At 67.8% G+C, this 18,411-nt stretch carries 17 protein-coding genes; 10 read left to right on the top strand and 7 right to left on the bottom strand.

Annotation, left to right across the window (positions count from 1 at the left end):
- Positions 1-105 precede the first annotated feature (105 nt).
- Both ACFCV3_RS04175 and ACFCV3_RS04170 read right to left on the bottom strand, forming a co-directional pair.
- Complete coding sequence (locus tag ACFCV3_RS04175) at positions 106-1,149, bottom strand: serine hydrolase domain-containing protein (protein ID WP_376025932.1); 1,044 nt, start codon at positions 1,147-1,149, stop codon at positions 106-108.
- Positions 1,085-1,978, bottom strand: coding sequence for a hypothetical protein (locus ACFCV3_RS04170; RefSeq protein WP_376025930.1), 894 nt, complete (start codon positions 1,976-1,978; stop codon positions 1,085-1,087). Before ACFCV3_RS04170 ends, ACFCV3_RS04175 begins: the two co-directional genes overlap by 65 nt.
- A gap of 144 nt (positions 1,979-2,122) precedes the next feature.
- Here ACFCV3_RS04170 and ACFCV3_RS04165 point away from each other — a divergent pair, with 144 nt between their 5' ends.
- Complete coding sequence (locus tag ACFCV3_RS04165) at positions 2,123-2,860, top strand: hypothetical protein (protein ID WP_376025929.1); 738 nt, start codon at positions 2,123-2,125, stop codon at positions 2,858-2,860.
- Here ACFCV3_RS04165 and ACFCV3_RS04160 read toward each other — a convergent pair.
- From ACFCV3_RS04160 to ACFCV3_RS04140, 5 genes are all read right to left on the bottom strand, one after another.
- Positions 2,857-4,065, bottom strand: coding sequence for an epoxide hydrolase family protein (locus ACFCV3_RS04160; protein ID WP_376025927.1), 1,209 nt, complete (start codon positions 4,063-4,065; stop codon positions 2,857-2,859). The two genes, ACFCV3_RS04165 and ACFCV3_RS04160, sit on opposite strands and share 4 nt — an antisense overlap.
- Before the next feature lie 146 nt (positions 4,066-4,211).
- A complete protein-coding gene (locus tag ACFCV3_RS04155; RefSeq protein ID WP_376025925.1) occupies positions 4,212-5,996 on the bottom strand; it encodes an FHA domain-containing protein in 1,785 nt (594 codons plus the stop codon).
- Positions 5,997-6,158: 162 nt separating this feature from the next.
- Positions 6,159-7,361: a hypothetical protein gene (locus ACFCV3_RS04150; RefSeq protein WP_376025923.1), complete on the bottom strand. Its 1,203-nt coding sequence runs from the start codon at positions 7,359-7,361 to the stop codon at positions 6,159-6,161.
- Between the two features lie 101 nt (positions 7,362-7,462).
- Positions 7,463-8,146 (bottom strand): SRPBCC domain-containing protein, encoded by a 684-nt coding sequence (locus ACFCV3_RS04145; protein WP_376025921.1) that lies wholly within the window; start codon positions 8,144-8,146, stop codon positions 7,463-7,465.
- Positions 8,143-8,703: an ArsR/SmtB family transcription factor gene (locus ACFCV3_RS04140; RefSeq protein WP_376025919.1), complete on the bottom strand. Its 561-nt coding sequence runs from the start codon at positions 8,701-8,703 to the stop codon at positions 8,143-8,145. Before ACFCV3_RS04140 ends, ACFCV3_RS04145 begins: the two co-directional genes overlap by 4 nt.
- A 178-nt stretch (positions 8,704-8,881) precedes the next feature.
- Here ACFCV3_RS04140 and ACFCV3_RS04135 point away from each other — a divergent pair, with 178 nt between their 5' ends.
- The 9 genes from ACFCV3_RS04135 to ACFCV3_RS04095 all read left to right on the top strand — a co-directional run bounded on the left by ACFCV3_RS04135 (position 8,882) and on the right by ACFCV3_RS04095 (position 18,406).
- Positions 8,882-9,799, top strand: a complete 918-nt coding sequence (locus tag ACFCV3_RS04135) for a DNA polymerase beta superfamily protein (protein ID WP_376025918.1) — start codon at positions 8,882-8,884, stop codon at positions 9,797-9,799.
- Positions 9,789-10,547, top strand: a complete 759-nt coding sequence (locus ACFCV3_RS04130) for a DNA polymerase beta superfamily protein (RefSeq protein WP_376025916.1) — start codon at positions 9,789-9,791, stop codon at positions 10,545-10,547. The genes ACFCV3_RS04135 and ACFCV3_RS04130 overlap by 11 nt, the downstream gene beginning before the upstream one ends.
- A gap of 128 nt (positions 10,548-10,675) precedes the next feature.
- Complete coding sequence (locus ACFCV3_RS04125) at positions 10,676-12,793, top strand: alpha-galactosidase (RefSeq protein WP_376025914.1); 2,118 nt, start codon at positions 10,676-10,678, stop codon at positions 12,791-12,793.
- Between the two features lie 30 nt (positions 12,794-12,823).
- Positions 12,824-13,768 (top strand): carbohydrate ABC transporter permease, encoded by a 945-nt coding sequence (locus tag ACFCV3_RS04120; RefSeq protein ID WP_376025913.1) that lies wholly within the window; start codon positions 12,824-12,826, stop codon positions 13,766-13,768.
- Positions 13,765-14,646, top strand: a complete 882-nt coding sequence (locus ACFCV3_RS04115; RefSeq protein ID WP_376025911.1) for a carbohydrate ABC transporter permease — start codon at positions 13,765-13,767, stop codon at positions 14,644-14,646. Before ACFCV3_RS04120 ends, ACFCV3_RS04115 begins: the two co-directional genes overlap by 4 nt.
- On the top strand, positions 14,646-16,001 hold the full coding sequence (locus ACFCV3_RS04110; RefSeq protein WP_376025909.1) for an extracellular solute-binding protein: 1,356 nt from the start codon (positions 14,646-14,648) through the stop codon (positions 15,999-16,001). Before ACFCV3_RS04115 ends, ACFCV3_RS04110 begins: the two co-directional genes overlap by 1 nt.
- Before the next feature lie 170 nt (positions 16,002-16,171).
- The gene (locus ACFCV3_RS04105) at positions 16,172-16,546 is read left to right on the top strand and encodes a DUF1707 domain-containing protein (protein ID WP_376025907.1); all 375 of its coding nucleotides are present in this window, start codon (positions 16,172-16,174) and stop codon (positions 16,544-16,546) included.
- Positions 16,543-16,956, top strand: a complete 414-nt coding sequence (locus ACFCV3_RS04100; protein ID WP_376025905.1) for a DUF6220 domain-containing protein — start codon at positions 16,543-16,545, stop codon at positions 16,954-16,956. Before ACFCV3_RS04105 ends, ACFCV3_RS04100 begins: the two co-directional genes overlap by 4 nt.
- Positions 16,949-18,406 (top strand): multicopper oxidase family protein, encoded by a 1,458-nt coding sequence (locus ACFCV3_RS04095; protein ID WP_376025903.1) that lies wholly within the window; start codon positions 16,949-16,951, stop codon positions 18,404-18,406. Before ACFCV3_RS04100 ends, ACFCV3_RS04095 begins: the two co-directional genes overlap by 8 nt.
- The last annotated feature ends 5 nt before the right edge of the window (positions 18,407-18,411 follow it).

The raw sequence follows: 18,411 nt of genomic DNA, 5'->3' as shown, positions 1-18,411 counted from the left end.
GTGTACAGAAGGACGGGTAGTGGTGGCTTCGACGGGCTCGCGAGGGCTGACCCTGCGCCTGAAGGGGCCGGTTGGCTGCGACTACTACCCGTCCGTCTGTACGGATCAGCTGGTGCAGAAGGTGGCGGTGAGGAGCTTGCCCAAGGCCTTGGGGAATTCGGTGGTGGGGTTGATGTTCTGGTTGCCCATGGTGACGGAGGCGGTGAGGGTTTTGGTGCCGTCGGGGGTGCTGTACATGATGGCGCCGTAGCCGGCGGGTGGGCTGCCGTTGTGCTGGTAGATGGTGCCGCCGCAGGTGGGGCCGAGGTCTTGGATGAAGAGGCCTAGGCCGTAGCCGAGTTTGCCGTGGGGGTCGCGCATCTGGGCCAGGAGTGGGGCGGGGAGGAGTTTGCCGCTCATCAGGGCGGAGATGAAGGTGTGGAGGTCCTTGGTGGTGGAGATCATGTCGCCGGCGCCGGCCAGCAGGGAGAGGTTCTGGCGGGTGACGTCTACCAGCTTGGTTTTGCCGTTGTGGGTGTAGCGGTAGTAGCCGTGGGCGTGCGGGCCGGGGAGTTGGGTGCGGTTGCCCGGTACGACGGTTCGCGTCAACCCGAGCGGGCGGATGATCCGGCGGCGTACCTCGTCGGCGTACGAGTGGCCGGTGACCTTCTCGATCAGGAGCAGGGCGAGGGTGTAGTTGGTGTTGGAGTAGTTCTGGTCGGTGCCGGGGGCGAAGCGCGGCGGCTTGGAGAGGGCGAAGCGGACGAGCTCCTCCGGGGAGTAGCGGTGGAAGCGGTTGTCGACCCATTCCTGGCCGACAACGGGGATGCCGGGGACGACGGTGCCGTCGTCGTAGTACTCGCCGGTGTAGGCGAACAGTCCACTGGTGTGCTGCAGCAGCATCCGCGTGGTGATCCGCCGGTCCAGGCCGAGCCGCGGCAGGTAGCCGGCCACCGGATCGTCCAGCTCGACTTTGCCCTCGGCGACGAGCTGCAGGACGACGGTTGCCGTGACGGTCTTGGTGACGCTGCCGACCCAGAACGACCCGTCCGTCGACGGCTTGGCCGGGGACCCGAGCTTCCGTACGCCGGCACTACCGACCCACTCACCCTGCCGGTCGTTCACCCGCACCTGGATCCCGCCGAACCCGGCGTCGACAAACGACTGCATCGCCGCCTGCACCTCCGGCCGACCAGCCGGTACGGCGCTCGCGGCCCCCGGCACCGCCATCCCCGCCAGCACCCCGATGGACACCGCCGCTGCTAAAAACCTCTTCACTCGACTGTTCATGCCAACAACGATTGCGACCCCCACGGACGCCGTACTGACACCGCCCTGACATGGCCCAGGTCAGGTGAGTTGCCAGCTGAAGGGGTGGCCCTTCCAGAGTTCGGCGGTGAGTTTGGTGCCGGTGGGGAGGCCTCGGTCGGGGATCTGGAAGAGGAGAACGCCTTCGGCGGGGGTTCTTGGGGGTGTCGCTGGTCTTGGAGTCGGTGACGTTGCGGAACTCGTCGTCGAGGTAGGCGACGTTGGCGTCCTGGGGGTAGGTGGTGCCGTCGGGGGCGACGAGGGTGAAGTGCTGGTCCCAGAGGGTGAAGGGGTCCGCGGTGATCTTGGTGCGGATGTCGACGCGGCCGTAGACGGTGTGCGGACCTGGCTTGAAGCGGACCGGGATGCCGGGCACGGTCGTCAGCTTCTTGAAGGAGGTCACGGTGATCGTCGCCCTGGCCCATTGCGGCGGGTCGTAGCTGGAGAGTTTGACGTTGCCGAGTTCGGCGACCTCGATGGACTCGCCGATCTTGGCGACCGTGGGCTCGGGGGCAGGCGGGGCCGTCGGGCGGGTGTCGACGGTGGCCGGCTGCGTGATGGGCCGGTTCGTCGTGTACGTGGTGGGAGCGCTCGGGTCGTACCCCGGGATCTTCGAACACGCGGTGAGTCCGAGTACGACGGCGACCAGCAGCGCAATGCCTGCTGTGGCAGGAGGTTTGCTCGGCGACATGGCCGGAACCTACCGCGAAGCCAGGGGCAGGCGGACGTGCACCGACGTGCTGATCCGTGGAGCCACCCGTACGCTGGGTGATCCCCGGGTGCTGTTAGCTGAGAGGTAACGCCGGCTCGCCTACCGACGAAGTGAGGTCAGCAAATGCAGACGATCCTCAACTACCGAGGTGTGCGCCTCAACCAGCGCACTATCAACATGATCGAGGGCGCGGAGTTCGTCTGTGGGTTGACGTTTCGCCTGACCCAGGGCTCCTACAACCCCGGCGGCGTCCAAGGGTCGGCCGGCACGCACGACGGTGGCGGGGCGGTGGATATCGCGCTCAAGGATGCCCGGACGGGAGCGCTGTTCCCGAAGGTCAGGCGGGAACGCATCCGCAGCGCGACCCGGCAGGTCGGGTTCGCGTCCTGGATCCGCGATCCTACCCAGGGGGACTGGCCGTGGCACCTGCACGCGATCGCGATGGGTGACCCGGATCTGTCCAGCGCTGCCCGCAACCAGGTCACCGACTACAAGAACGGCCGCAACGGCCTCGCCTCGAACGGCCCGGACGACGGGCCGCGCAAATGGGTGAACATGACCTGGGAGAAGTGGGAGAAGGCCCACCCGGGCTGGCGGGAGCCCTTCACCGCGGCCCAGTACGAGAACCTGATGAAGGAGATGAAGACCCAGGACATGGCGAACCGCCAGGAGATCCGGGGGCAGGCGCTCTGGATGCTTCGGTACAACGCGCAGACCGTCGACGAGCGTGCGCACGCCCGCAGGGCGTTCGACGACGCGATCGCGGCTGGGCAGTCCCTCGAGCAGGCGCTGGCGGCGGCGACTGCGGTGATGTCGCCGCTCAACGCTGCCCTCGCCGAGGCCGCGAAGAAGAACGGCTAGCGGAGGGGCCGGAAGGTTCTGCGCAGGTCGGCGGTCCACTCGGTGGGGACTTCCCAGGGGATGAAGTGGCCGCCGTGCGGGTGGGCGGTGAGGTTGGTGTGGTTGTACCAGGGAGCTCGGTCGCTGGCGAGGAAGTGGTTGACCCGGGCTTCGGGGGTAGTGATACCGGGTGGGTTCTCGTATCCGACGAAGGTGATTCCGGTGGGCGCCTCGATCGCGGGGTGGCGGTCGTGGGACGGGGTCCAGGGGTAGCGGTTGTTGTTGGCGTAGGTGCGGATCGAGGTGTCGATCGCGTTGCCGGCCCAGTAGATGGTGGCGTGGGTGAGGATGTCGTCGGGGGTGAAGGGGTCGCCGTCGGACCAGCTCTGCCACCGCTCGAGGATCCAGGCGAGCATGCCGGCGGGGGAGTCGGCAAGGCCGAAGCCGAGGGTGCTCGGGTGCAGGACGTGCGCGGCGAGGTGGGCGGCGAACCGGCGTTCGAACGCGATGACGCCGTCGTGGATCGCGGGCGGGAGGTTGTCGGGCAGGGGATTGCCGCCGGTGAGGTCCCAGGCGCGGTCGCCGTTGAAGAAGGACAGCTTGAGGCCCGAACCGATGTGGATGCCGTACAGCTCGTCGGCATACTTGTGGCCGAGCTGACCGGTCACCAGCGCGCCGACATCGCACCCACCCGCGGCGTACTTCGCGTGACCGAGGACGCCGGTCATCAGTTCGTGCCAGACGTCGGCGATCTTCCAGAAGTTCATGTCCGGGCTGGTCGGGGTCGAGAACCCGAAGCCCGGCAGAGACGGGACGATGACGTCGAACGCGTCCGCCGGATCGCCGCCGTACGCGGCCGGGTCGGCCAGTTGGTCGATCACCTTCGACCAGTGCCAGAACGTCCACGGCCAGCCGTGACTCAGGATCAGCGGGATCGGCGCCGGCCCGACGCCCGGCTTGTGCAGGAAGTGCACCGGTACGCCGCTCACGTCGACTCGGTAGTTGTCATAGGCATTGATCGCGCGTTCGGCCGCGCGCCAGTCGTAGCCGTCGGCCCAGTACTCGACGAGCTCTTGCAGGTCAGTACGGCGGACGCCGTAGAACCCGTCCTCGTTCCCGGTGTCGCGCGGCCACTTGGTAGCCCGGAGACGGCGGCGCAGATCGTCGAGAACCTCGTCGGAGACGTGGATCGGTGCCGGTTGCAGGTGCATGGTTGCCTCAGGCATCTGTCGAACGGACAAGAATCGATATTCTTGCAGGCGTCGGTAAGGACACGTAGTGGTGCCGTGGGGGTGCCGGCGGGGATGAGCTTCAGGCGTGAGCCGGGTGGCGGCGATCGACTACTACGTGTCGTTGCCGACGGAGGTGACGGCTAGTTGCTGAGGGGGATGCCGGTGACTACTACTGGGGTGTCGCCGGGGCGGAGGGTGAGGATGGCGGTCTTCTGGCCTTGGGGGAGGTGGCCCTTGAAGACGATGGTGCCCTGTTCGGACTGGCCGGCGGCGAACTGGTCGGGCCAGTTGCTGCGGGAGGCGTCGGCGCGGATCGAGTTGCCTTCGGCGCTGGTGAAGGTCGCGTTGCCGTCGAGCGGGAGGCTGACGGAATCCTTGCCCTTGTTGTTGACGGTCACGCGGATCCGGGTGAAGTGGCTGGTGTTGGTGACGTTGTCGATGGTGATTGTGAGGCCGGCGGTGGTTTTGCCGACCGGTTTGATCAGGCGGTCCTCGCCGGACTCGTTGCCGCTGAGGTAGCCGGCGGCGTACTCGGCTCCGGAGGTGACGGCGAAGCCGCCGACGCCGACCCCGAGCAGGACGGCGCCGATCGCGACGATCACCGAGACGTCGAGCCGGCCTGGTTCGCGTTCGGTGGGGCTGACGGCGTCCAGGATGGCGAACGTCATCGCGCCGAGCAGCGCGAGCGTCGGGGCGATCAGCCAGCGGAGGAGGCCGCCGGGTCCGTCGGCGAGGAACGTGGCGATCAGGTTGATGACCAGGCCGACGGCGAGCATGGCGCCGGCGATCGCGAAGACCCGGGCCAGGCGGACCTGGCCGACCTCGTCGGTGGTCTCGCGGGGACGGCGTTCCGGACGCTTCGCCGGACGGGGTGCCGGGCGGGTCGGGGTCGGTTCGTCCGGATAGCTGGGGTAGTCCGGGCGATCGGCGTACGGGGTGCGGGGTGTGTCGGGCTGGATGATCTGGGCGCGATCGCCGCCGGACAGCGGTGAGCGGGCCGACTCGAGGTAGTCCGCCGATGGGTAGCCGGGCCAGGACGCGCTGTTGCTCGCGTCGGCCGGGTTCGGCTGACTGATGCTTGCGCGGTCGGCCGGATACGGATCGTTGCGCGGTACGGCGTCCGCGGGCGGACCGCTGGGCGCCGCGGTTGGTTTGCTGGGGGCCGGGCGTGGTGTGAGCGGCCTGGTGGGTGCGGGAGGCGGCGGGGTGGTCGACGCGGCGCCCGCGTCGTGCCCGTCGGACGGGCGCGAGTCAGATTCTGCGCCGCCGTACCGTCCGTCCTCGCTGGTGGAGGCCGGCTGCCAGTTGCCCTGGTTCGAGGCCGCGTCGGCTGGTGCTGGCTCGTTCCGCCGGTTCGGGTCGGCGGCAGGTGGCTCGTGGGCGGGTGCACCGGGCGGTGTGGTCGGTGTGCCGCCCTCACGTGAGGTGGGAGCTCCGCCAGGGGGCGGTGGCAGCGCCGCGCCGGCAGCCGCGGGCGGGCTGGGCGTCGGGGCTGCCACGGGGGCGGCGGCGTGCGGGCTGGCGGCTGGTGCTGCCTCAGGGGCGGCGGGCGTGCCGGCGGCTGGTGCTGCTCCCGGGTCGGCGGCGGGCGTGTTGGAGGGTGGTGCTGCCGGGGTCGCGGCGGGTGGTGCAGCGGGGGTGGCGTGGAAGGTGAGGACTGAGCGGCCGATGTGGATCTGGTCGCCGTTGCTGAGGGGGGTGGGGGCGGTGAGGCGGCGGCTGTTCAGGCCGGTGCCGTTGCGGGAGGCGTCGTGGAGGGTCCAGGCGGCGCCGGTGCGGACCAGGCGGGCGTGGATGCGCGAGATCTGGTCGTCGGCCGGGAGGCGGACGTCGGCGTTGGCGGCGCGGCCGAGGGTGATCTCTTCGGCACTGGAGGGCAGGGGCCAGCGTTGCGTGCCGAGCGACAGCGCAAATTCCGTTTCCACCAACACCCCACCCGGCAGCCGACCCCGTCGGCGCGATTCTGCCTTTCCTACCTACATCGGGTCCAGGGCCCCCGCCCTGGTGAGACTCGCAACACTAGTGCACCAAGGCGGTACGGCGCCCTCGCGGGGGAGACCGCCGTACCGAGACCCTTGAGTCCGGAACTAACCAAGTGTCATACGTGGCTCACCGTTCGTGAGACCGGTGCCTGCGATGGCGCAGGTGCCGCCGCGGTTCTGGGTGTAGGTCTGGCGGAGACAGGAGCGCAAAGCCAGTTGGGCCCAGTAGTTGGGGTGCAGGGATTCCTGGATGAAGTAATTCGAGCCGACCGTGGTGACCGTGCGGATCTGGTTGATCCACTCGGTCCTGTCGACCGCGGTGGATTGGGTCCAGGAGCTGAGGCCGACCTCCTCGTAGAGGCCGACGGTCTTCTCGCAGAGGCGGCGGCCGTTGAAGGCGGACTGGAGCTCCAGCAGGCGGATGTTCGCCAGGCCGGACTGGGTGATGGCTGCGCGGACCGTGCTGTTGATGGTGGTGAGGGCGGTGCTGTTCGCCCAGTCGGCGTCCGCGTTCCAGAAGCCGCAGCCGCCGACGCTCTGCCGGGAGTAGCCGGTCTGGCCGTAGCGGAAGCCGCTGCCGTTCGGGATCGGTGACGGATAGGTCTGTACGACGAGGGTCCAGGCGGTGTCGCCGTACCCGGCGTTGCGCATCGCGGTTCGGACGTTCTGCAGCGCGGTGGCGATCTTGCCGCGGACGGCGGTCACGTTCGCGGACGTGAAGTTGGCGAGCACGGACGAATCGTCGCGACAGTAGTCCGGTGCCCACGACGGCGAGAGCAGGAAGTTCTGCACGCACTGCGTGACGATCGCGGCGAAGTTGAAGTCGTTGCCGCCGATCGAGACGGCGACCTGCCGCACGTTGTGGCTGGTCGCGAACTGCTGCAGCGCCTTCGCCTGACCGACCCGGCCGGCGCCGTTGTCGTAGAAGTCGATGCCGGGCTTGAAGTCGTCGCCCGTACCGGTCGCGGTCCGCGCGCCGGAACACGAGAGGTTGAGGCCGCCGACGCCACCGCCGATGAACGCCTCGGCCGAGCGGCTGCGGTGGCATTTCGGGATCGCTTCCGCAGTACCGCTCGCGTTGTCGTGGTAGGCATGCGCGCCGAGCGCGTCGGCGGGTGCCTCGGAGTTGTTGGAGCTGCCGGCCCAGCGGCCGGCCTCACCGGAGATGTAGGAGTCGCCGAGCGTGACGACGTACGGAGTGCCGGTGCCGGGGCCGTCGGCCTGGGCGGGAGCGGCGACCAGGCAGAGCCCGGTCATGGCGAGCGCAAGGATCAGGGCGAGCCGGAGCGAACTGGGCGGATTCTTCACCGGGGGTCCTCTCTTGCTGGAGGGGACCCCTATGTACTCACAGGTAACCGGTGAAGAACAGACCGAGCGTGCTGGCACGTTTGCGTACTGTCACCGCTGGGTCAGCCGTACATCTCCACGCTCTTCGGATACCGCTCCGACCACCAGGCCTTCCACCGGGAGTCGAGCTCGTCGCGGTCGACCTCGCCGTACAGCGAGAGGATGGCCATGGTCGCGCCCTCGGGGTGGAGATCGCCGGGCGGGATGTGGCTGAGTACCAGCAAGCCGTTGCCCCAGGCATCTACTGCGACCCCGGTCTGGTGCTCGGAGGTGTAGAACGGTGACGCCTTGGTGCGCCCGTCCGGCAGGTCGACCTCGGCGGCCGGGAGGCCTAGCTCGGTGATCGGGTTGACCGGGCCGGTGCCGGAGTAGAAGAGCGTGCGGCGCGGCTCGCCGGGGTGCCGTTCGAGCGCGAACTGCAACTGGTGCAGGAACGTGATCCAGCCCTCGGTCACGTCGTCGTAGTACTGGTCCCAGTCGGGGTTCGTGCCCTTCGGAGCCCGGGTCAGCGTGATCCGGCTGCCGCCCTCGACCGGTTCGACGGCGAAGACGTCGCCGTTCCCGATCGTGAGCGTCGTACCGGCTTCGGCGACCTCGGTGAAGTAGATCAGGTCGATCTCCTGCTCCAGACCGCCCTGCGGCCCTTCGAACTCCCAGCCGTGCCAGTGCCGGATCTTCTCCTTGTCCCGCAAGGCGTCCCACACGGCGTCGACCGGTGCCGCCACGGTCACCACAATTTTGGTCATGACTCTCCTTCGGTACGACGGGGTGCCGGGTGGCCGCCGGCGATCAGGCGATAGGGCCGTCCGCCCTCGGTGTCGAACTGCTCGACGACCTGCCGAACGGCCTCGGTCAGGGCGTCGGTGAAGCGGTGCACGTCGCCGGGTTCGGCGAACCGCACCTCGGCTTCCAGGGTGAACGTGAGGAGCCGCTTGCTGCCGGCCGCGCTCTGCATCCGGGCCACGTTCTGCACGGTTCCGGCGGCGACCTCGATCAGATGCTCGGCGGCGTACTGGTCCTGGATCCCGGTGAACGCCTGACCCATCACGGCCGGATCGATCACCAGGGTCGCGGCGCGGAAGATCCGCTCGGTGAACCCGCGCCGCTGCCGCTCCTCCACCAGCTCCACCAGCCCGGCCTTCTCCAGCTCGCGCAGGTGGTAGCCGACCCGTTGCCGCGGCAGCTCCAGCGCGGCCGCGAGCTGAGTGGCGGATGACGGTTCGCGGAGCAGCTCCAGCAGTTGCCGGCGGATCGGCGACAACGCCACCCGCACCTTCTCCGGTTCCTCGACATAACCGAGCATGCGCCCAATCTGACACTTGACAGGAAAATCTGTCAATACACCGATGATCTGCGGAAGGACAGGAGGTGTGGGCGACTTCGGCGCCCCGGCGGCTGCGGCTGAGCGTGCGGGGCCGGTGTAGTGGGCGTATACGTCCTGTCGTTCGGGGGATGGAGTTCGGCTGGGGGAGGATGGCGGCATGTCTGTTGAGGGGCCGCAGTTGCCGGTGGGGACGCAGGTGGTGATCCGGGTCGCGGCGGCTGATGACCGGGGCGGTACGGCGCAGCGTGGGTCGACCGGGCGGGTTGCCGGGATCACGCCGGACGGGCGGTATGCGGTTCGGCTGGTGGATGGGCGGGAGACGGTTGCCCGGCGGGATCAGTTGAGCCTGCGGACGGCGTACCAGGACGAGGCGCTTGAGCTGGCCCAGCCTGATGGGGACCGGCTGGTGCGGGAGCACACGATCTTTGCGGTCGTGGTGGGGTCGCGGGCGTTCGGGCTCGACACTGACGCCTCCGACACCGACACCCGCGGGGTGTACGTCGCGCCGACCGAGTCGTTCTGGTCGCTGGCGAAGCCGCCGACCCATGTGGACGGGCCGGAGCCGGAGTGGTTCTCGTGGGAGGTCGAGCGCTTCTGTGAGCTCGCGCTGAAGGCGAACCCGAATCTCCTCGAGGTCCTGCACTCGCCACTCGTCGTGCAGCAGACCGAGTTCGGGGCTGAGCTGGTCGAACTGCGGGAGGCGTTCCTGTCCCAGCTCGCCTACCAGACCTACTCCGGCTACGTGCTGAGCCAGTTCAAGAAGCTGGAGGCGGATTTCCGGCGAGACGGCGCCCCGAAGTGGAAGCACGTCATGCACTTGATCCGCTTGCTGCTCTCGGCCCGATCCCTGCTGCTCACTGCCGAGTTGATTGTCGACGTGGGTTCCGACCGGGACCGCCTCCTTGCTGTTAAGCGTGGTGAACTCCCGTGGGACGAGGTCGAGAAGTGGCGCCTCGGGCTCCACGCCGACCTGGATGACGCGCTCGGTCGAACGGTATTGCCGGCGACACCGGACGTGCCGCGGGTGGACGATTGGCTGCGATCGGTCCGGAGAAGGAGCCTCGATGACGCGTGACATGCGGATGCTCGACTATGCCGAGCTGCGGAACATCATGGGTGAGCAGCCCTATCCGTTGCTCTTCGCAACAGTTTCCGGTGCCCACCTGTACGGCTTCCCGTCGCGTGACTCGGATGTCGACCTGCGCGGGGTGCATGTGCTCCCGGCTGCCGAGGTGGTCGGGCTGCGAACCGGACCGGAGACGCTGGACCGGACCTGGTTCGAGAACGAGGCTGAGGTTGACCTCGTCACCCACGACCTGGCGAAGTTCGCCCGCCTGATGCTGCGGCGGAACGGTTATGTGCTCGAGCAGGTCCTGTCGCCACTGGTTGTGCTCAGTACGCCGGAACACGAGGAGCTGGTCGCGTTGGCGGGCGGCTGCATCACCAAGTGGCACGCCCACCACTACCGCGGGTTCGCGAAGACGCAATGGGAGTTCTTCGGGAAGACCGGTGAGCTGAAGCCGTTGCTGTACACGTTCCGGGTGCTGCTGACCGGGATCCACCTCATGCGGACCGGCGTCGTCCAGGCGGATCTGCGGGAACTGCTCGACGAGGCGCCGGGCTACCTGCCGGAGCTGATGGCGGCGAAGGCCGAGGCTGAGCACGGTGCCGTGGAGGGGCCCTCGGTCGAGACGCTGACCGCTGACATCGAGGCGCTGCAGGCCGCGCTCGATGAGGCAGAAGCGGTCAGTCGGCTGCCGGAGAGTGCGGCTGCGGAGGCTGGGCTGCACGACTTCCTGGTGCGCGTCCGGCTCTCGCGCTGATTTGCAGCGTTGTAGAGACCCTGGCGGAGGCTTAGGGTACTTACTTAACTTCGTGAAGCATTGACAACAGGGCTGGCGAGGTAAATAGTTTCGTCCTGAAATCAATCAGAAAGCAGAGTGAATCAACAGTGTCGAACATTGAGGTGCTGCAGCTACGGGCTGCCGGGGTCAGTTTGGTGCTGGACTGCTCGGGACCGGCCTTACCGTCCGTGCTGCACTGGGGCGCGGATCTGGGCGAGCTGAGCGAGCGGGCACTGTTGGAACTACGTCGGGGCGCCGGCGCGGTTCAGGACGGGAACGGGCTGGACGAGAACCGGCCGATCGCGATCGTGCCGGAGTACTCGGCGGGCTGGTTCGGGCTGCCGGGGCTGAACGGGCACCGCGACGGGCAGAACTTCTCGGCGAGCTTCCGGATCACCAGCGTCGCGCAGACCGACAACACCGTGGTCGTCGATGCCGCCGACACCGAGGCCGGGCTGACGATCCGCCTGACCGTCGAGCTGACCGACTCCGGGCTGGTCCGCGCCAAGGCGGATCTCACGAACACCGGGGCGACGACGTACACGGTCGACGGACTCCACCTCGCACTGCCGGTGCCGACCGAGGCGACCGAGCTGCTCGATCTGACCGGGCGGCACATCGGTGAGCGGCACCCGCAGCGGCACGCGTTCACCCAGGGCGCGCACGTTCGCGACAACCGCCGCGGGCGCACCGGCGCCGACGCGACGCTGTTGCTGCTCGCCGGCATCGAGGGCTTCGGGTTCCGGGACGGCGAGATCTGGGCTGTGCACACCGCGTGGAGCGGCAACCACCGCTCGTACGCCGAGCGCGGCATGAGCGGGTACGCCGTCATCGGTGGTGGCGAGCTGCTGCTGCCGGGCGAAGGGCGCGTGGCGCCGGAGGGCACCTACAGCACCCCGTGGCTCTACGGCACGTACGGCGTTGGCCTCGACCGGATCTCGGCCCGTTTCCACGAGTACCTGCGGTCCCGCGAGAACCACCCGCAGACCGACCGGCCCGTCGTACTGAACACCTGGGAGGCCGTCTATTTCGACCTCGACCTGGACAAGCTGAAGGGTCTGGCGAACGCGGCCGCCGAGGTCGGTGCCGAGCGGTTCGTGCTGGACGACGGCTGGTTCCGTGGTCGTCGTGACGACCACGCCGGACTTGGTGACTGGTACGTCGACGAGGGCATCTGGCCGAAGGGTCTGCACCCGCTGGTCGACCACGTGCGCGGCCTCGGACTGCAGTTCGGCCTGTGGGTCGAGCCGGAGATGGTGAACCCGGACTCCGATCTGGCCCGCGAGCACCCGGACTGGATTCTTGCCACTGGCAACCGATTCCCGCCGACCGCGCGTCACCAGCAGGGCCTGAACCTCGGCGTACCGGCCGCGTACGACTACATCCTCGAGCGGCTCGACAGCCTGCTGACCGAGTACGACATCGCGTACCTGAAGTGGGACCACAACCGCGACTTCGTTGACGGCGGCAACCAGTTGACCGGTACGGCGGGGATCCACGAGCAGACGCTGGCCGTGTACCGGCTGATCGACGAGCTCAAGCGTCGCCACCCCGGCCTGGAGATCGAGTCCTGCTCGTCCGGCGGTGCCCGGGTCGACCTCGGGATCCTGGAGCGCACCGATCGCGTCTGGGGCAGTGACAGCAACGACGCGCTCGAGCGGCAGACGATCCAGCGGTATACGCAACTGCTGCTGCCGCCCGAGCTGATCGGCTGCCACGTCGGTCCGCCGAAGGCACACACCACCGGCCGCACACAGGCGCTGTCGTTCCGCGCGATCACTGCGCTCTTCGGGCACTTCGGTATCGAGTGGGACATCACGCTCGCCTCGGAGGAGGAGCGGACCGAACTCGCCGGATGGGTCGCGCTGCACAAGGAACTCCGGCCGCTGCTGCACACTGGCCGGGTGGTTCGCGCCGACCGTGGTCCGAACGACTTCCTGCTGCACGGCGTGGTCGCCCAGGACGCCTCCCGCGCCGTGTACGCCGCCGTCCAGCTGACGCAATCCGTCACCTCGGCCGTCGGCCGGGTCCGGCTGCCGGGCCTCGACCCGCAGCGCACCTACCGCGTGTCCCGGATCGCGACGCCGGGTCCGGAACCCCGCTCGCTGCCGGCCTGGACCGAACCTGTCGAGCTGAACGGTGCCGCGCTCGCCGCGGCCGGTGTCCAGCTCCCGGTGCAGTGGCCCGAGCACGCGCTCTTGCTGGACGTGACCGCGATCGACTGACCGCCTGCTGTACCAACGAAGGAGATCCCCGTGACAGCTGCTACCAACGCACCACCTAATGTCGAACGAAGTCACGGGGAGCAGGCGCCGACGCCACGGAAGCGACGGCGCCTGGGAGACCTCAAGGTCGCCATGGTCTTCCTCCTGCCGGCGACCATCGGGTTCGTGGTCTTCTACATCTGGCCGACCCTGCGTGGCGCCTACCTGAGCTTCACCGAGTATTCGTTGCTTGAAGCACCGAAATTCAACGGTCTCGACAACTACGACCGGATGATCCACGACAGCTTCTTCTGGAACGCACTCGGCGTCACCCTCGAGTACGTCGTGATCAACATCGGCGTCCAGACCGTCCTGGCCGTGGCCATCGCGATGGTGATGTACCGGCTGACCCGGTCCATCACCGTCCGGGCCGCGATCCTGCTGCCCTACCTGGTGGCGAACGTGGTCGTCGCCCTGGTCTGGTACTGGATGCTCGACTTCCAGGTCGGCATCGTGAACCAGGGCCTGACCTGGCTCGGGATCGACCCGATCGCCTTCTTCGGCGACTCGAACTGGGCGATCCCGACGATTGCCGGGATCAACGTCTGGCGGCACATGGGCTACACCGCGCTCCTGGTGTTCGCGGGCCTGCAGACGATCCCGTCGTACGTCTACGAGGCCGCCGAGGTGGACGGCGCGGGCGAGATGAAGACGTTCTGGCGGATCACGCTGCCGCTGCTGCGCCCCGTTCTGGTGATGGTCCTGGTGGTCACCATGATCGGCTCGTTCCAGATCTTCGACACGGTCGCGGTGACGACCCAAGGTGGTCCGATCAACTCGACGCGGGTCATCTACTACTACATCTTCGAGCGGGCGTTCACCCGCTTCGACTTCGGTTACGCGTCCGCGATGGCGATGGTCCTGTTCGCGATCCTGGCGATCGTCTCGCTGCTGCAGTTGCGCCTGCTCCGCGCCAAGGAGAGTGACCTCGCATGAGAAAGCAACTCAGTGTAGGCCGGATCCTCGCCTGGGCGTTCCTGATCATCCTGCTGCTCCTGACGCTGTTCCCCTTCTACTGGATGCTCCGTACGGCGCTCTCGAACAACACCGCGCTGGCCGGGAACCCGAGCTCGCTGCTCCCGGTCGAGACCACGCTCGGCGCCTTCAAGCGGGTGCTCGGGTTGTCGACCATCGAGGAGGCCCAGGCCCAGGGTGGTTCCGGTGCCTCGGTCAACTTCTGGCTGTACCTGCGCAACTCGTTGGTCGTGGCAACGATCACCACGGTCTGCCAGGTCTTCTTCAGCGCGATGGCGGCCTACGCGTTCGCCCGGTTGCGCTGGCCCGGACGGGACAAGGTGTTCGCCGTCTTCCTGGCCGCACTGATGGTGCCGCCGATCTTCACCACGCTGCCGAACTTCGTGCTGATCAAGAACCTCGGCCTGCTGAACAGCTTCGCCGGCATCATCCTGCCGGGTGCGTTCATGACGCCGTTCGCGATCTTCTTCCTGCGCCAGTTCTTCCTCGGGATCAGCCGCGAACTCGAAGAGGCCGCGATGATCGACGGCGCCGGGCACCGGCGGATCTTCTTCGGCATGATCATCCCGATGAGCGCCGCGCCGATCGCCACGCTCGCGATCCTGACCTACATCAACTCCTGGAACGACTACTTCTGGCCGCTGCTGGTCGGTCAGCAGGAGAACGTCCGCGTGCTCACCGTTGCCCTCGGCGTCTTCCGCTCGCAGACACCTCAAGGCGGCCCCGACTGGGCCGGTCTGATGGCAGCCACCCTGATCGCGGCGCTGCCGATGATCATCCTGTTCCTGGCCTTCGCCAAGCGCATCACCAACTCCATCGGCTTCTCGGGGATCAAATGATGAACGTGTCCCGCAGGACCTTGCTGAAGGCCGGGCTCGCCGCGCTCGCCGTACCGTCGCTTGCTGCTTGTAACAACGGGGCCGCGGCGCGTGGCCCGGGTGAAGTCATCTACTGGCTCTGGGACTCGGCCCAGCTGCCGATGTACACCGAGTGCGCGAAGGTCTTCCACGAACAGAACCCGCAGTACAGCGTGAGGATCGAGCAGTACGGCTGGGGCGACTACTGGTCGAAGCTGGTCACCGGGTTCATCTCCGAGACCGCACCGGACGTATTCACCTCGCACTCCGCGAAGTACCCGTTGTTCGCGGACAAGGGGCAGGTGCTGGCGATCGACGAGTTCGTCACGAAGGATGCCGTTGACCTGGGCATCTATCAGAAGGGTCTGGCCGACCGCTGGATCGGTGCCGATGGCAAGCGGTACGGACTGCCGAAGGACTTCGACTCCGAGGTCTACTTCTACAACAGCGCGTTCACCGAGGCGGCCGGGATCACGACCGAGCAGCTCAACTCGATGACCTGGAATCCCCAGGACGGCGGCACGTTCGAGGAGATCGTGCGGCGCCTCACCGTCGACTCGAAGGGGCGTCGCGGCGACCAGCCGGGGTTCGACAAGAACAACATCAAGGTCTACGGACTCGGGTACGGCGATGCCGGCGGAGCGGACGGTCAGACCAGCTGGAGCTGGTACGCCGCGTCGAACGGGTGGAAGTACTCCGAGGGTGAACCGTGGGGGACGAAGTTCTTCTACGGCGACCCGAAGTTCACCGACACCATCGGGTGGTGGCGTGGACTCATCACCAAGGGGTACATGCCGACGTACGCGCAGGCCAAGTCCGGGGTCGATGTGACCACGTCCTTCGGTGCGGGGAAGTACGGGATGACCCCGAACGGCTCCTGGATGCTGGGCACGTACCAGACGCTGAAGGGCGTCAAGACGAAGCTGGCCCGGCTTCCGATCGGCCCGATCGGCAAGCGGCTGTCGATGATGAACGGGCTCGCGGACACCATCTGGGCCGGGACCACCCGGCGCGATGCGTCGTGGGCCTGGGTGAAGTTCCTGGGGTCGCAGACCGCGCAGGACATCGTCGCCAAGGCCGGCGTGGTGTTCCCGGCGGTGTCGGCGAGCCTGCCGGCGGCCAAGGCGAAGTTCGCGGAGAACGGCTGGGACGTGACACCGTTCCTGGAGACCGTCGAGGCGGGTGACGTCTTCCCGTTCCCGGCCAATCCGAACGCGGCCGACGTCACCGCCGTGATGACCCCGGCCATGGACGCGGTGATGTCGTTCGAGGCGGAGCCCGCGTCCCTGGCCAAGGCGAACGACGACGTGAACCAGATCCTCTCGGCCAACGCCTAGGGGTTCGCCCCGGTACGCCGTACTCCGTGGGGAGTACGGCGTACTGCGTCTTGTGGGGTGTGGTGCGCCTGCGGGGGTAGGTGAGGAGCCGCCGCCGGGCCGACGCGGTGGGGGGTGCTGTCGCGACACGATCGGTGCAGTTGAACCAACTGCGAGCATCGAGGAGTGTCATGGACGACATGCGGATCGGGGACGCCGAGCGGGAAGAGGCGGTCCGACGATTGGGAGAGCATTACGAGGCCGGACGGCTGAGTGCGGACGAGCACGGCGAGCGGGTCGAGGCTGCGTTGCGGGCCAAGACGAAGAACGAGTTGGGTGAGGTGTTCACCGACCTGCCGTTCGAGCAGCAGGCTCAGGAACCGCGCAAGGCTCGGCCGGTGGGTCCGCCGTTCGGGAAGGTTCCGCTGCCGTTGCTGGTGGCGCTGGGCGCGATCGCGCTGCTTGCGGCCGTTGCCTGCACGGTGGTTGGTGGGCATCCGCCGGTGTTGCTGTTCGCGGCGGTCGTGGCCGGAGTGATTGTGTACCGGAAGCGGCGGATGGCATGAGGAACGTCTATCGAGTGGTCGCGATGCTGATCGCGCTCGCGGTCGGATTGCAGGTGGCGTCAATCGCGCTGGCCGGGTTCACGGTGGCGAAGGATGCGAACGACGGTGCTGCGATCGGGGCCGACTACAGCAACTTCGGGCAGAGCTACCACAGCATCGCCGGGATGGTGATCGCGTTGCTGGCACTGATCCTGCTGGTGGTTTCGTTCCTGACCGACGTGCCGCGGGGCCGGGTGCTGGCCGGGGGCCTCGTCGGGCTCGTGGTTCTGCAGATCGTGCTGGCGACGGTTTCGTTCGGGCTGCCGGCGTTGGGTTTGCTGCACGGGCTCAACGGGCTGGCGATCGGTGCGATGGCCGGAACCGCGATCGGGCGGGCGGCCACGCCGCGGCAGCCCGCGACCAGTGGCTGAGGAGCCGGTGTCCGGCGCCGGGGCCGACTACAAGCCACAGCGTCGATGGGGCCGGTTGGTCGCCTTGGGGATCATCCTGGCGGTACTTGTGCCGCTGGGGTACCTCTGGGCGACCAGCCTCGTCCCCGGCACCTACAACGCGGCCGACATGGGGTACGCCGACTACGGCGGTGGAGCCGCAGGCGGCCACGAGCACCACCAGATGAGCATCGCGGATCTGACCGGGCCCAAGACCGGTACGCCAGATGTGGCGGTCACGCTCGTTGCGCGGAAGGAGAAGAAGGGGCTGGCCGAATACACGGTGAACGGGAGCTCACCGGGACCACTGATCCGAGCCGAGAGCGGTGATCTCGTCGAGGTGACGCTGGTCAACGAATCGGTCCCCGCCGGCGCGACTCTGCATTGGCACGGCATCGACGTACCGAACGCGGAGGACGGAGTCGCCGGGGTCACGCAGGACGCCGTACCGGTCGGTGGGCGGCATGTTTATCGCTTCCGCGCGGATGATGCCGGGACGTACTGGTATCACTCGCATCAGGTGTCGAGTGATGAGGTCAAGGGTGGGTTGTTCGGCCCGATCGTGATCGCGCCCAAGACATCTGGTGAGGTGCTGGCCACGATCCACACGTACGACGGCAAGCGGACGATCAACGGGCAGACGGGTACCCAGCGTGTCGATCTGCCGGCCGGGACGACCGCACGAGTGCGGGTGATCAACACCGACAACGCGATCCTCCGGGTCGGGCTGACCGGAACGCCGTACAAGGTGGTTGCGGTCGACGGGCGTGAGGTGAACGGCCCGACGCCGGTCAGCAAGGGGTATGCGCTGGCCGCGGGCGGTCGGGTGGATCTCGAAGCTGTGGTGCCGGTCGGCGGGATGCGGCTCGTCGCCGGTACGGCGGCGCTGTCGCTCGGGATCGGCCCGGTGGATCCGCCGAGCGTGGAGTTGCCGGGGGAGACGGTCGACCTGCTGAGCTACGGGACGGCGAAGGGGTTCGGACTGGATCCGGCGAAGGCGGATCGGCGGTTCGAGTACCGGATCGGCCGGCGGCCCGGGTTCCTGGACGGCGTCCCGGGGTTGTGGTGGACGATCAACGGGCACAAGTTTCCCGACGTACCGATGTACATGGTGGCCGAGGGTGACGTGGTCCGGATGACGATCAGCAACACCAGCGGCCAAGCACACCCGATGCACCTGCACGGCCACCACGCCGTCGTCCTGACCCGCAACGGCGCCCCCTCAACCGGCTCCCCGTGGTGGACCGACACCCTCGAGGTCGGCAACAACGAGACCTACGAGATCGCCTTCCGCGCCGACAACCCCGGCGTCTGGATGGACCACTGCCACAACCTCCCCCACGCCTCCGAAGGCCTCATGACCCACCTCATGTACGCCGGCTACACCACCCCCTACGTCGTCGGCGGCGACGCCCACAACGAGCCCGAGTAGGAGAC

It is taken from the genome of Kribbella sp. NPDC056345, from assembly GCF_042262745.1.
Lineage (GTDB): Bacteria > Actinomycetota > Actinomycetes > Propionibacteriales > Kribbellaceae > Kribbella.
Note: the sequence above shows the minus strand (reverse complement) of the source record. Positions and strands in the feature narration are given on the sequence as shown.